The following is a 13,245-nucleotide window of genomic DNA, read 5'->3' as shown; positions in this document are numbered from 1 at the left end:
CAAGGCTGGCATTACCAGCACCGGTTGTGGGTAAGAACGTTAAAGCGGAACGGGATTTTCCAAAGCATGTCCCGAAAGGCGACATGTGCTGACAATGCAGCCATGGAGAATTTCTTTGGCTTGCTTAAACAGGAGATGTATTTCGGAGAAGCCCTGGTCCCGTATGAAGAATTGAAGCTGAACATTGAACGCTACGTCCACTATTACAATCACGAACGCATTAAACAAAAATTGGCCGGCATGAGCCCGGTAAACTACCGAATTCATGCCAGCCAATTAGCTGCATAACTGAAACTCTAACTTTAAGGGGTCACTACCTTCCGGCTCCCTCTTTTTATTTTATTGGGCAGTTTCCTTAAGCAGTTTGACCAGCGCTTCTTCGAAAGCTTCGTTGTGTTCAGGCCGGCGCTTTTTCGGCCCTTTCATGCGCCCACCGCTCTGGCGGATTTTCTTCGCAACATGGCGGCCGTGAAGAAGCCCTTCGATGTTTTCTTCCGTATAGATGCGGCCGTTCTGGTCAATCGGGACGCCGCGCTTTGCAAGTACCATCGCAGCAAGGCCGTAGTCCTGCGTCACCACGATATCGCCTTTGTCGACCCGGTTGACGAGCACAAAGTCGACCGCATCCGCCCCTTTGGACACGGTGATGGTTTCCGCACCTTCACGCTGCATGATGTGCGAAGTGTCGCAAATCAGCAGAACCGGCAGGCCGAAGCGCTTGGCTGCAGCAATTGTCAAATCGACCACCGGGCAACCGTCTGCATCGATCAATACTTTCGTCATTGGCTTTCCCTCCGCGAATTCAGCTCATCCACCATCTTCTCAGCGGCTCTTCTGAATAAATTGCTGGTATGGATCAAGGACGCAATCAATAAGATCTGCTCCAGTTCCTCCGCATTTTCCATTCCGCTGACTTCTTGCGCAGCACTCATTGCCTGGCGTTGGATGCCGTCTGCGAAAATTTCCACATTGCCGCGCTGGACTTCCAGAAAGCTTTCATAGAACCCCTCGAGGCTCCAATCCCGCTCCGCCGCTTTTTCATTGAGGCCCTCAAGCACCTTTTTCACATCATTGATCGACAATCCGCTCTTCATCTGATAAATCAAACTGATCAGCATGATATGGTTGCGCGTGTATTTCTTGTTTTGCACCGGATAAAACAATTTCCCTTTTGCATAATTATTGACCATGGTTTTTGTCAGGATTTTTTCGTCCTCATTGCGCTTCGTTTCTTCAAATGCTTCTTCAAACAGCTGGATGACCTGATCGATGTACAAATCGATTTTTGGAATATCCTCAAGCCGGACTTGGGTGCCAAGCGCCAGGCTGTCCATCAATTGTTTGGTATCCATCATTCCACTCACCTACATCAGGTTATTTGATAGCCTTATTCTACTCTATTATCTCTTTTACGCCAAACTTGATTTCATTTAACAACAGTAGTATCATTTTATGTAGTTATTAAAACTACGTAAAACAAGGAGTACATATCATGACAAAGTATATACGCGAACCGTTCAATTCACTTTCACACTTAATCGGCGCCGTCCTTTCATTTATTGCTTTGCTCGCCATGGTGATCAAGGCATCCTATCACCAAGCGCCGCCTCTCCATTTGGCGTCCGTCGTCATTTTCGGCATAAGCTTGATCGGCCTGTATGCCGCGTCCGCCATATACCATGCAATCAATGCCCACCCAAGAACCATCGCTTTTTTTAGGAAACTTGACCATTCCATGATCTATGCACTGATTGCCGGTTCGTATGCGCCGTTTTGCCTGATCGTGCTCGAAGGCTGGCTCGGAAATCTGCTTTTCTTCCTGGTGGCGGCCATCGGGCTGAGCGGCATCTTCTTTAAAATGATCTGGTTTCATTCGCCGCGCTGGCTGTCGACCATCCTTTACATTGCTATGGGCTGGATCATCGTCTTCGCTATCGTTCCTCTGTCAGACAGCCTGGCATTCCAAGGCCTCCTGCTCCTCGTTTTAGGGGGCATCCTGTATACGATCGGCGGCCTGATTTATGCATTAAAGCCGAAACTATTCGCCAATACCCATTTGGGCTTTCATGAAATTTTCCACTTGTTTATTTTGGCGGGGAGCTTTTGCCACTTCCTGTCGGTTTATTTTTACGTCATCTGATGAAAAGTCCGGCACTTCCCTAAGAAGGAGATGCAGGACTTTTTTTGGATGGCGTTTTTTGCATCCCCCCTTAATAACCGGCCTGCAGCTGATGCGAGGTCCCTTTTTCAGAGGGCGGCTTTCATGTTATGATTGTCCAAACATTTTCTAAGGAGAAGTGATGAAATGGAATTGACCAAAGAAGACAGCCGGCTGGCCGAAAAATTATTCAATGCGTATTTGCAGAATGAACCGATCGGCAAAGATGCCATTCCCGCGGACCTGGAAAAAAGTACGGCTTACCGCATCCAGCACGAAGTCACGTCGAAGAAAACATCCGGTTCTGCCGAAGAAGTGAAAGGCTATAAAATCAGCTTGACCAGCCCGGAGACGCGTGACCTTTTCCAATCGGAAACCCCTTTGTACGGGGCATTGACCAGTTCTTCCCTGTCAGAGGGCGTAATTGAATTGGAATCACTGATTTCTCCGCTGCTTGAAATCGAATTGATTTTCATCCTGAAAGAAGATCTTTCGGTTGAGGACGATGTCCATGCCATTCTGCAGAAATCGCTTGTAGCGCCGGGCATCGAAGTACCGGATTCCCGCTTTGAAGACTGGTTTCCGAAAATCACACTCGGCCAAGTGATCGCGGATAGCGCCGTCGCCGGAAAAATCATTGCGGGCACGCCAAAAGACGGGCTCACTTTCGGGGACCTGCAAGAGATCCAGGGCACATTGGCGTTGAATGGGAAAGAACTGGCCACAGGCTCTTCAAGCACTGTACTGGACCATCCGGCCAATGCAGTGAAATGGCTTGCAGAAGAGCTGGCCGGACATGGGGGCTCGCTGAAAAAAGGCATGTACATCTCCTCCGGTACATTTACTTTGCCCCAGCGATTGGAAAAAGGGCTGTACACGGCTAGTTATGAAGGACTTGGTGAAGTTTCGTTGAAAGTGCGGTAACGATTCCATAAATGAAAAACTGGCGGAGAAAGCTTTGCTTTTCTCCGCCAGTTTTTTTGTGTTTCAGATTAAGCCGCCTTATGGCCTTTGATGACCCAGCGATAGTAAAAGATGATCAGCAGCACAAAGATGCCCAATATAAGATACAAGTTCGAGTAGCCGAACAGCCCGGCAATGAGACCGAGTGATACCGAACCTACAGCAATGCCCGAATCGTAGAGCGCGAAAAATGTACCGGTTGCGTAGCCGCTCCGGTGCTTATCAGCGGCTTCGATGGCCAGTGTCTGGAAACTCGGAAGAAGCGTGCCGTAGCCGAGGCCGACAAGGGCACCTGAAAGCAGCAGCATCCACGCAGAATCAGTATAAGCCAGCGAAAAAAGCCCGACGGCAAACACGATGCAGGAAGGAATAACGACCACATTCGGTCCATGTGCATCAAAAATACGACCGGTAATCGGCCGCACGAGCAGCATCGCTATGGCATAGACCACAAAGAAGAAGCTCGCGGTCTGAATAAGGCCGAGCGATTCTGCATAAACGGAGATGAACGCAATGATGCTGGCATAGGCAAAAGAAATCAAGAAACCGACCGTTGCAATCGGCAATGATTTCTTTTCCAAAAAGTCATCCATCGCAAGTTTCCGCGTCCCCCTCGGACGCACCCGGCCATCTTTCTCTATTTCCACCAAGAACGCACATAAAAAGCCAATCGCCATAATGACGCCCAGCACCATGAAAATGACCTGGGACGCCAATATAGGCTGCAGCGACAAGACGATGAACGGACCCGCTACGACGGCCAAGTTCATCGCAATGCCGTAATACCCCAGCCCTTCCCCCCTGCGTTCCGGCGGGATGATGTCTGCTGCAATCGCTCCGGCCACAGTCGTCACCAGACTGAACCAGATGCCGTGGAAAAAGCGCAGCAAGAGCAGCGGCGTGAAATCATTGATGAACACGTAAAGAATGGTGCTGATGGCGAACATCAGCACACTGATGATCAATACTCGGCGCTTGCCGTACTTTTCCAGAATCATGCCGGCGATAAACCGGACAATGATGGCCGACACTAGGAACACGGATACCGCCAAGCCGGCTTGGGCAGCACTTCCGCCCAGATTTGACATGACGTAAATCGGGATAAAGGTCAGCAATGCGTAAAACACCGCAAAGATAAAGAATGTGCTGATGGACAGGTTAATGAAGTTTTTCGTCCAGATTGGCCGCTTTTCACTCATGGTCTGCCTCTCTTTCTGACGAGCTGCCGATTTTCTGCAGCAGTTCCATCAACTGGCGCTGTTCGGCTTCAGACAACGAAGTGAGGAGCTTTTCTTCCACTCCAACGATACGCCGTTCAATCTCTTTCACCTTTCCCTCAGCCCGCTCCGATAGGTGGACAATCCGTTCCCGTTTGTCCTCCCCTTCTTTTCGCATCACCCAGCCGGTTTCCTCCAGGCGCTGGACGGTCCGGGCCACGGTCGGCGCTTCGACATTCAAGTATTGCCAAATTCCTTTCTGGGTCATGGGCCCGAACTGCTTTAGGCAAAAAAGAATCGACCATTGCGAACTGTATAAACCGAACTCTTTCAAGGCGTCGTTGACTTCTTTCACCGACAGCCGCGATTTCTGATGAACTTCATGAAATAGCATTTTCTGCATAGAATATCTCTTCTCTCCATTTATTTACTTAGGTAAGTATATAAAGAGATGCTGAATAAGTAAAGATTAAAGCCCGCTTCTGCATAAACAGAACGCGGGCTTTGGATTCTATTAAATGATGATGCCTTGTTTTTTTGCGTCAAACAGCAATTCATCCCGGAAGTTCGGATGCGCGACGCTGATCAGGCGTTTGGCGCGTTCCGAAATCGACACGCCGTGCAGCCGGGCGATGCCGTGTTCAGTCACGATATTATCGACATCGTTCTTGCCGGTCGTAACGACAGATCCTGGTGTAAGCTGGAGCTTGATGCGGGAAATGGTATCGTTTTTGGCAGTCGAGGCCATGCAGATATAGCCTTTGCCATTTTCGGCAAAACGTACGCCGCGGGCAAAATCGATCTGTCCGCCGCTTGAAGAATAGTACTTGCCACCGACCGTTTCGGAAGCACATTGTCCGAACAGATCCACTTCCGTCGTTGCATTGATGGAGACGATGTTCTTCTCTTTGGCGATTTCGCGCGGGTCATTGACGATGCTCACCGGCTGGAACTCCACTACCGGATTGTTGTCGATAAAGTCGTATAGCTTCTGCGAACCGAACGCGAACGTACCGATGATCTTACCGGCATTCGTGAATTTCCGGGTGCCGTCGACCGCTCCGGACCTCACCAGGTCGACGATGCCATCCGGGAGCATTTCCGTATGGATCCCCAAATGCCGGTGATCCTTCAGCATGCTGATGACGGCATTCGGCACTGAGCCGATGCCGATCTGCAGCGTATCGCCGTCCTGGATATCTTCAATGATCGATGCTGCGATAAGCAGGTCCTTGTCCCCGACAGCTGCGGTCTTCTCTTCTGTCAGCGGCTCATGGTGCTCGACAAAACCGGCGATCTGGCTGATATGGATCTGGTTGCGGCCGTATGTTCTCGGCATATGTTTGTTGACTTCCAGGATGAACGGCACTTTGCCGACAAATTCCGAAATATAATCTGCCTGGGTGCCGAATGTGAAATATCCGTGCTCGTCCATTGGCGACGCGACCGTCATGATCATCGACATCTTCGTCACTTTCTGGAGCATACGCGGAATTTCATGGAAATTGTTCGGTACAAGCTCCATTTTTGCATCCTGGTAGACCTTCCGCGTGGCGCCGCTCAGGAAATAGGAAACGTGCTTAAGGTTTTCGAATTCGCCCTGGATATACCGGCGGCTCCGCAAAGCGAGCATCTGATGGATTTTCACGCCCTGCAGCCCTTCTGCATGTTCCTCCAAAATATCGAGCAGCCGGACCGGTTCGCCGTTGGCAATCGGCACAATAATGTCGGCGCCTTGGCCAACAAGGCCAATCACTTCTTGCGGATCTAATTTCTTTGTCATGGGTTCAACACTCCTGATTTATGAATATCTTTAAACTTTACCACAGCTTTTCAAGATTTCCCACGATTCGCCAGTAGCCATTCTATTCCTACTTTTCCGCCAAATAAAAGAGACTGTCACTTTGGATGACGGTCTCTTTTAGCCACAGTGTAAACCAATCCCCCGATGCCGAACGCTGCGAGCAATCCCCACAGGATGAGCAGCACCATTGATCCGGTTCCCGCTTCCGTTGTTTGGACACTGTATAATTGGAGCGCGAAAAAAGCCAGACTGACTAGTGCAATGCCTCCAAAATAAATCAATCGCGTTTTAAAACTGAAGTTCTTCATAATGTCCCCCCCTTCGCTTTGTGTCTAACTGGATTTTCGCCCAAACGAGCGCAGCAAAAAATACTAAATAAAGAATGATATCCATCCGCATCTTCTTTCCAGAAGTCCCATTACCTGTACCATTCACGTTTAGGCACTGGTTTAAACAATAGAGAGGCGGATGGACACCATTCCGGCGTCCTGTTATTTGATGAGGAACTTGGTCTGGCTGAAGCCCTCTTTCGATTTTTTCACTTCCAGGATTGCCGGGATTGCGGCTTTTAATTCCTGGACATGCGAAATGACGCCGATCATGCGGCCCGATTTTTGGAGATCAACCAGCGTATCGATCGATTTGTTCAACGACTCTTCGTCGAGCGAACCGAATCCTTCATCGATGAACATTGTATCGATGGCGACATTCCCTTGGAAACTTTGGATGACGTCCGCCATGCCGAGCGCCAGGCAAAGCGAAGCATTGAACTTCTCTCCGCCCGACAAGGTTTTGACATCCCGCGTCTGGCCGGTGTAGGCATCGTAAACATCAAGGCCGAGGCCGCTTTGTTTGCCGCGCGCTTCCTGCCTGTCGCTGCGCATCAAGTAGAACTGGCCATTCGACAAGTTCTTCAGTCGTTCATTTGCCGATTGGATGATCTGTTCCAGGTATTCAATCTGCAAATAGCGTTCAAAGGATACTTTCAGGCCATTATGCCCGCGGATCATGTCATGAAGATCGGCAATGCGGTTCAATTCCTGTTCGGCCTGCGCCATTTTATCCGAAGCTTGGATGATTTTAGCTGTCAGTGCAGCGGCTGCCGCTTTGAAATCCTTGGACTGATTCCATGCAGCAAACGCCCCTTCGTATTCCGCCTTCAGCTCGCCCATTTCAAGCTCCAACAGGCTAAGATCCGACTTTATGCGCCCTGACAGTTCATGGCGCAATTCCTTCACCTGTTCATTCACCGTATGAAGCGTCTGCCTGAATGCGGCAATCGTTTCTTGCAAATCGCGCCGCTTCGGCTCTGCCATTTTCGCCAGCTGATAAGCCGCTTCCGATTCGAAGGCGGATTTTCGCAGCGCTTCCTGGAACTGCTCCCAGGCCGCTTCTTTTTTAGCACCGATTTCTGCCGCCGCTTCCCTGGTGTGTTTGACAGCGACCACTGCGGCTGCCGCCTCTTCTTTCGCCGCTTGCAGGTCCTGCTGCGCTTTTAGCCAGCGCGCCTCTAGCGCTTCTTTTACGCTGCGGGTCTTCCGAATCTTTTCATCCAGCAGAGTGACCGTTCGGACCCCTTCCGGAATCGAAAGAAGCCGTTGTTCGAACACCGCTTTCGCAGTTGCAAAAGCAGCAGATTTCTTTTGCGTCGCTTCCGCCAAAGCAGTTTTTTCGGTTTCCAGCCGCTCCGCTTTAGCAGACTGCACCATGAAGCGCTCTTTCAGCGCACGAAGCTCTTTCTTGTCGAGAAGCAGCCCTTTGACTTCATGGTCAAGCGCAAGCCGCTCCTCTTCCAGTTGTGCATAAACTTTTTCCGGCTCGTCTGCAGCCAAGCCGAGTTCTAAAGCGGCACGCTGCTTCTGTGCAAGCTGTTCTTCAAGTGCACTCAATTTCGCAAGCACATCCCGGAACTGGCCATCCACCCGGTCCAGTTTCGCCTTCGCTTTTTCCAGCTGTTCTTTCGGCACCGTTTCATGGTGCACCTCGCCGGCTTTCGCCGGATGCTCCGTGCTTCCGCAAACCGGACAGGCATCCCCATCATGGAGCGCCGCAGCCAAAACTTGCGCCTGGCTGCCGAACCAGCGGCTTTCAAGCTCTTTATAGACGGCGAGTTCCGCTCCATAATCGGCTTCTTTTTCACCCTTCTCCGCGGTCTGGCGGTGACAGCTCGCTTCGAGCTCCGACACTTCCTTCATCACTCGGCATTGCTCGTTCAATACCGAAAGGGCAGCGCTCTTTTCGTCAAAGCTTTCAAGCTTCTCTTCCAAAGCGGCAATCGCTGTGGACAAGTCCTTACAGGCCGCTTTTTCATCGAGCCATGCAGCACCGGCGCGCTTTTCATCCGCCGCCGAATTTTCCGCTGCGGTTCCCATCGCTTTCAGCTCCGCCTCTTGTGAAGCCAGTTCCTTCACTGCCGAAATCAGCCCTTCCAGCTGGATGAGCCGCTGCCGGACGGCATCCCGCTCCTCTTCCGATTGCTGCTCCGCAGCATAGGCCGCTTCTGCGGTTTTCACGTTTTCTGCTGCTTGCAGCTCGAGCTTTTGCGCTTCGGCATACAGGCGTTTTTTTTCGGCCTCATTCCCTTTAAGCTCTATGAAATGATTTTCAAGCCCTTCGATCAGGCTAGCCCGTTCTGCATTTTGCAGGGAACGTTCCTGTTCTTCGAATGAAGGCAGCTGGGCGTTCAGCTGGCCGAGGCGCTGCTCTTTCGCTTCCATCTCGCTGATTCTTTCATTCCACTTTTTCGCCTCGTGGTACGCAGCTTGCTTCTCACTATGCTGCTTGAATACCCCTTGATAGCGCTCTTCATCCCGGCGTTCTTTTTCAGTGTAGAATTCCGTCTCGTCCTGAAGCGCCGAAAGCACTTGGTGGATGTTGATGTGGTCCCGCTGCAAGAGTCCGGACAAAGCCGATTCCCGCGCCGGCAGCGATGAAGCAATGCCGCTGATGTGGCCGGCAAGCACCTGTTCTTCGATGCCAAAGGCTTTTGCCGCCGCATCTTTCTTCACTTTCAAGCGTTCGCTGATCATCTTATACGGTTCTGTCTTGAAGATTTTTCGCAAGATCTCTTCTTTGTTGTCCGTTTCCGACGTCAACAGTTTCCGGAATTCCCCCTGCGGCAGCATGACGATTTGGCTGAACTGATTTTGGGTCAGGCCGAGGATGTCTTCCACTTTGCGGTTGATCTCGGAGACGATCTGGCGCTCCACTACTGGGACTTCGCCATCTTGTGTGATTTCAAAAAATTCATAGCGTTCACCCGTCGGGCTTTTGTTGCCCTTTTTCACATGGCTCATCTGGCGCAGGATCCGGTACCGTCTCCTATGTATCTCGAATTCCATCTCGACGCACGTATGCGTCCCATCTTCGGCAAAATCACTCCGCAAATTGCGGCTCTCCGCCCGGTCAGAGCCGCTTGCTGAACCGTAGAGTGCAAAACAGATGCCATCAAAAATCGTTGTCTTGCCAGAGCCGGTGCTGCCGGAGATGACAAACAGCTTGTTGCCTTTCAAATCGTCAAAATCGATTGTTTCCGTCTTTTTGTATGGCCCGAAAGCCGTCAACTTCAATTTCAAGGGCTTCATTGTTTCACCCCTTCTTTCTCTTCGGTTTCTTCGCGGAGAAATTCCTCAAGTACGTCCTTGAAAATCGCTTCCGTCTCTTTGGAAGCCGCTTCCCCTTTCACTTCTTCATAAAAGGCATGGAATAATTTCAATGGATCCATTTCACGGCGCGACCCTTCTGCATTCCGCACGCCTGCACCGCTGAACGCTTTGCGCTCTACATGCATGGCATTCGGATAGACAGAGCGGATCTTTTCCATCGGATACAGAATCGGCGTTTCATCGAGCAGCTTCACAAATACAAAATCTTCGTTGGGTTCGTGCTGCATGATGTCTTCCATAAAACCTTCGACTGTGCGCATATCCCGCTTTGGCTCGAGCAAGTGCTTTTCTGTGGTGACGTTGCCTTCGCCATCCATCTCCACGATGAGAAACCCTTTTTTATGATGCTCTTCTGAAATCGAATATTTCAGCGGCGAACCTGCGTAGCGGATGGTTTCATTGAGCACGTGGTGGGCCTGGTGCAGATGGCCGAGCGCCGTGTAATGGAACGGCTCAAAATGGCGGGCATCCACATGTTCGGCGCCCCCGATCGACAACGGACGTTCCGAATCACTTGTATTGTCCTGCTGTTCGCCGTGCGGCGTGACAAATGCATGTCCAATAGCCACATGGCGGGCGTGCGGGTCCAACCCATCCACGATGCGACGTGTCAACGCCTGTGCCGCATCATTATGCGAACGGACTTCTTCGTTTTCCAGCACATAGCGGATCTGGGACGGATCCGCGAACGGCAGCAAATGGAAATGCACTTCGCCGAATTCATCTTGCAAAACGACCGGCTCATGCTCTTTTCCGACATGTCCGGAAATGTGGATCCGGTTCTTCTTGAAAAAACGGCTTCCGAAATTCAGGCGCCCCGGGCTGTCGTGGTTGCCGGCCACTGCAAGGACGGGCGTATCCAATTCCAAAACGATTTTAGCCAAGATTTCATCCAGCAGATTCACCGCTTCTGTCGGCGGCACTGCCCGGTCGTACAAATCCCCTGCAATGATGACACAATCCGGGCGCTGTTCTTCGATGGCTGCAGCGAATTGCTCCAGAATGTGGCGCTGTTCTTCAGTCATGTAGACGCCTTGGACGAGCTTGCCCAAATGCCAGTCAGCTGTATGGAAAAACTTCATAATTCATGCCCCTTTCCTGAGTGAAAAGAATATATGTTCGTTCCATTATACACGAAATCCAATTGCTTGTTTTCTGATATTTGATGTTCTATAATAAGAACAAACGTTCTATTAAAGGAGTGAAATTCGATGAAAGCACAGATTCTTAAAGCATTTAAGCATCAGCAGCTTGTGGATATGATGTACATGGCAAATGACGGCACCATCAGGAAGCGCCGCATCAAGATTTTAAAAGCCAGCGGGGAGACATTTCAAGCATACTGCTTTCTCCGGAACGAAAAGCGCACGTTCAAAATGGAGAATGTGCTTTCATTGATTCCGGTGACCCGCAAAGAACGCATGATCATCTAACGCCTCTCCATTTGTGATAAACTGATAAGAAATGGCTCTTGGAGGGGTTAGGATGAGACTGACAGTTTACCTGGCTGGAGAAATTCATAGTTCATGGCGCGACGAGATCAAAAAGAAATCGCTGGCACTCAATCTGCCGATCGATTTTGTCGGCCCGATGGAAGACCATGAACGCTCGGACAATATCGGCGAGGAAATCCTGGGTGAGCAGCCCGGCGCTGTTTCTAAAGACGCAGCTGCTTCGAGTTTCAACAACTTGCGGACCGGTGTCCTGATGCAAAAATCCGATCTCGTAATCGCCCTGTTCGGGGAACAGTACAAGCAGTGGAACACCGCAATGGATGCAAGCGCCGCTTTGGCGGCAGGCAAACCGGTCATCATCATCCGCCCGGAAAACCTGCACCACCCGCTGAAGGAATTATCGCGCAAGGCAAATGCGACCGTCGAAACCTGCGACCAGGCGATCAAAGCGCTGGCCTACATTTTCGAATGAAAAAACACACAGCTGCCGCTCGGGCCGCTGTGTGTTTTTCGGTTTTCGGGGAATATGCTCGGCTTCAGTTAAAATACGATTCTGCTCAGTTCAAGCCACCGTTACAACAGCTTCACTGCAATAAAAAAAGCCCTCAACGGGCTTTTTTTATTGGTACCATGCGCCGACGATCGGATAATCGAATTTCTCATTGTTCAAGGCTTTGATAATTCCCATAACCGGCACGATGATGGTCATCAGACCGAAGACAATCAGCATCGGAATGCCGATAATGACAACGATGAGCAGGCTTGAAATGAAAATCAGGACCCCCATCGCCAATTGGAACAGCAATGCCTGGATCGACAACTTTTTCACTTCATTGTCAGCAGAGATTATGAACACAATAAATGGCACGAGAAACGGTGCAAAAAACGCGCTGGCGTGGACAAGCACTTTCAATCCGGTATTTTCCATCTCATTGACCTCCAGTCAATTTTCTTGCGTATGGTTAATATACGGTTGAACAGCCCGAAAGTTTCATTATTTTATTCGCCGATCTGCAAGACCACTTTGCCGAATTGCTTCGCTTCTGCCAGACGGTCAAAAGCCTCTTGGGCACTCTCCAAAGCGAAGACCTCGTCAACAATCGGTTTGATGCCGTGTTTTTCCATAAAAGCAAGCATGTTTCGCAGCTCTTCCCGGCTGCCCATCGTCGAGCCGAACAGCTGATATTGTCCGTAGAAGAAGCTGCGGAGATTGAAGTCGACATTGTCATCCGTCGTCGCACCGAATATGACAATGCGTCCGCCTTTTTTCAGGACGTCCAACGAACGGTTGAACGTGGCGGCGCCGACGCTATCGATGACCAGGTCGACCGTTTCGTCCGCCAATTCCGCTTGCCAATCGCTGTCTGTCGCAATGGCCCGGTCCGCACCGATTTCAAGCGCATGCGTGCGCTTTTCCTCGCTGCGTGATGTGACAATCACCCGCGCGCCGGCGCTTTTCGCAAACTGGATCAGGAATGTCGCGACGCCGCTTCCTGCTCCGGGTATGAACAGCGTCTGCCCTTCTTGCACTTGCCCCTTCGTGAACAGCGCCCGGTAGCCGGTCAACGCCGGAAGCACCAAGCCGCCCGCTTCTTCCCAGTTCATATGCGCCGGCTTCTTTTCCACCTGTTCCGCCGATAAGGCGATCTTCTCCGCGAACGTCCCGTGGTCCGGCATGCCGAGAATATCGAATTCGGGCGGCGGCGCATCGCTATTGGCGAACCAGCGCAGCGCCGGGTTGATGATCACTTCATCCCCGACCGCCACACCTGCAACACCTTCTCCGACCGCTTCCACGATCCCGGCGCCGTCCGAACCGATGATCAATGCCTCCGGATTATCGCCGTAGCGCTTCTGCAACCCAAGGTCGCGACGGTTGATGCCTGCTGTTTTCAGTGCCACTAGTACTTCTTCGGCCCTTGCTTTCGGCTCTTCCATCTCCTTTATTTTCAATTCTCCCGATTCAATAACAAAAGCTTTCATT

General features: G+C 51.0%; 15 protein-coding genes. 5 read left to right on the top strand and 10 right to left on the bottom strand.

Annotated elements, in window-relative coordinates; translation table 11 throughout:
• On the top strand, window positions 1-288 hold a 288-nt coding region (locus ACFSDB_RS16590; RefSeq protein WP_377340656.1), incomplete at its 5' end, for a transposase.
• Window positions 289-339: 51 nt separating this feature from the next.
• On the opposite strand, the gene ACFSDB_RS16585 is transcribed toward ACFSDB_RS16590, so the two are convergent.
• Together ACFSDB_RS16585 and ACFSDB_RS16580 are read right to left on the bottom strand one after the other, a co-directional pair.
• A complete protein-coding gene (locus ACFSDB_RS16585; RefSeq protein ID WP_204892707.1) occupies window positions 340-783 on the bottom strand; it encodes a YaiI/YqxD family protein in 444 nt (147 codons plus the stop codon).
• A complete protein-coding gene (locus tag ACFSDB_RS16580; protein ID WP_204892708.1) occupies window positions 780-1,355 on the bottom strand; it encodes a DUF1836 domain-containing protein in 576 nt (191 codons plus the stop codon). The genes ACFSDB_RS16585 and ACFSDB_RS16580 overlap by 4 nt, the downstream gene beginning before the upstream one ends.
• A gap of 137 nt (window positions 1,356-1,492) precedes the next feature.
• Between ACFSDB_RS16580 and trhA the strand changes: the two genes are divergently transcribed.
• Window positions 1,493-2,140 (top strand): PAQR family membrane homeostasis protein TrhA, encoded by a 648-nt coding sequence (gene trhA, locus ACFSDB_RS16575; protein WP_204892709.1) that lies wholly within the window; start codon window positions 1,493-1,495, stop codon window positions 2,138-2,140.
• A gap of 165 nt (window positions 2,141-2,305) precedes the next feature.
• Window positions 2,306-3,082, top strand: coding sequence for a 2-keto-4-pentenoate hydratase (locus tag ACFSDB_RS16570; RefSeq protein ID WP_204892710.1), 777 nt, complete (start codon window positions 2,306-2,308; stop codon window positions 3,080-3,082).
• Window positions 3,083-3,150: 68 nt separating this feature from the next.
• On the opposite strand, the gene ACFSDB_RS16565 is transcribed toward ACFSDB_RS16570, so the two are convergent.
• From ACFSDB_RS16565 to ACFSDB_RS16540, 6 genes are all read right to left on the bottom strand, one after another.
• Entirely contained in the window at window positions 3,151-4,320 is a 1,170-nt protein-coding gene (locus ACFSDB_RS16565) for an MFS transporter (protein ID WP_204892711.1), read from the bottom strand.
• A complete protein-coding gene (locus ACFSDB_RS16560) occupies window positions 4,313-4,741 on the bottom strand; it encodes a MarR family winged helix-turn-helix transcriptional regulator (RefSeq protein ID WP_204892712.1) in 429 nt (142 codons plus the stop codon). Before ACFSDB_RS16560 ends, ACFSDB_RS16565 begins: the two co-directional genes overlap by 8 nt.
• Before the next feature lie 111 nt (window positions 4,742-4,852).
• The gene (locus tag ACFSDB_RS16555; protein ID WP_204892713.1) at window positions 4,853-6,121 is read right to left on the bottom strand and encodes an acetyl-CoA hydrolase/transferase family protein; all 1,269 of its coding nucleotides are present in this window, start codon (window positions 6,119-6,121) and stop codon (window positions 4,853-4,855) included.
• Window positions 6,122-6,237: 116 nt separating this feature from the next.
• Window positions 6,238-6,450 (bottom strand): hypothetical protein, encoded by a 213-nt coding sequence (locus ACFSDB_RS16550; protein WP_204892714.1) that lies wholly within the window; start codon window positions 6,448-6,450, stop codon window positions 6,238-6,240.
• Between the two features lie 183 nt (window positions 6,451-6,633).
• Entirely contained in the window at window positions 6,634-9,726 is a 3,093-nt protein-coding gene (locus tag ACFSDB_RS16545) for an AAA family ATPase (protein WP_204892715.1), read from the bottom strand.
• Window positions 9,723-10,889 carry an exonuclease SbcCD subunit D gene (locus tag ACFSDB_RS16540; RefSeq protein WP_204892716.1) on the bottom strand — a complete coding sequence of 389 codons (1,167 nt, stop codon included), beginning with the start codon at window positions 10,887-10,889 and terminating at the stop codon, window positions 9,723-9,725. Before ACFSDB_RS16540 ends, ACFSDB_RS16545 begins: the two co-directional genes overlap by 4 nt.
• Window positions 10,890-11,018: 129 nt before the next feature.
• On the opposite strand from ACFSDB_RS16540, the gene ACFSDB_RS16535 reads away from it, so the two are divergent.
• Window positions 11,019-11,240, top strand: coding sequence for a transcriptional regulator (locus ACFSDB_RS16535; RefSeq protein WP_204892717.1), 222 nt, complete (start codon window positions 11,019-11,021; stop codon window positions 11,238-11,240).
• A 52-nt stretch (window positions 11,241-11,292) separates the two neighbouring features.
• Window positions 11,293-11,733 carry a YtoQ family protein gene (locus ACFSDB_RS16530; RefSeq protein WP_204892718.1) on the top strand — a complete coding sequence of 147 codons (441 nt, stop codon included), beginning with the start codon at window positions 11,293-11,295 and terminating at the stop codon, window positions 11,731-11,733.
• Between the two features lie 147 nt (window positions 11,734-11,880).
• On the opposite strand, the gene ACFSDB_RS16525 is transcribed toward ACFSDB_RS16530, so the two are convergent.
• Entirely contained in the window at window positions 11,881-12,189 is a 309-nt protein-coding gene (locus ACFSDB_RS16525) for a magnetosome magnetite crystal formation protein family (protein ID WP_204892719.1), read from the bottom strand.
• Between the two features lie 71 nt (window positions 12,190-12,260).
• On the bottom strand, window positions 12,261-13,244 hold the full coding sequence (locus ACFSDB_RS16520; RefSeq protein ID WP_204892720.1) for a zinc-binding dehydrogenase: 984 nt from the start codon (window positions 13,242-13,244) through the stop codon (window positions 12,261-12,263).
• Window position 13,245 lies beyond the last annotated feature (1 nt).

This window comes from Planococcus chinensis (assembly GCF_042681545.1).
Taxonomy (GTDB): Bacteria; Bacillota; Bacilli; order Bacillales_A; family Planococcaceae; genus Planococcus; species Planococcus chinensis.
Note: the sequence above shows the minus strand (reverse complement) of the source record. Positions and strands in the feature narration are given on the sequence as shown.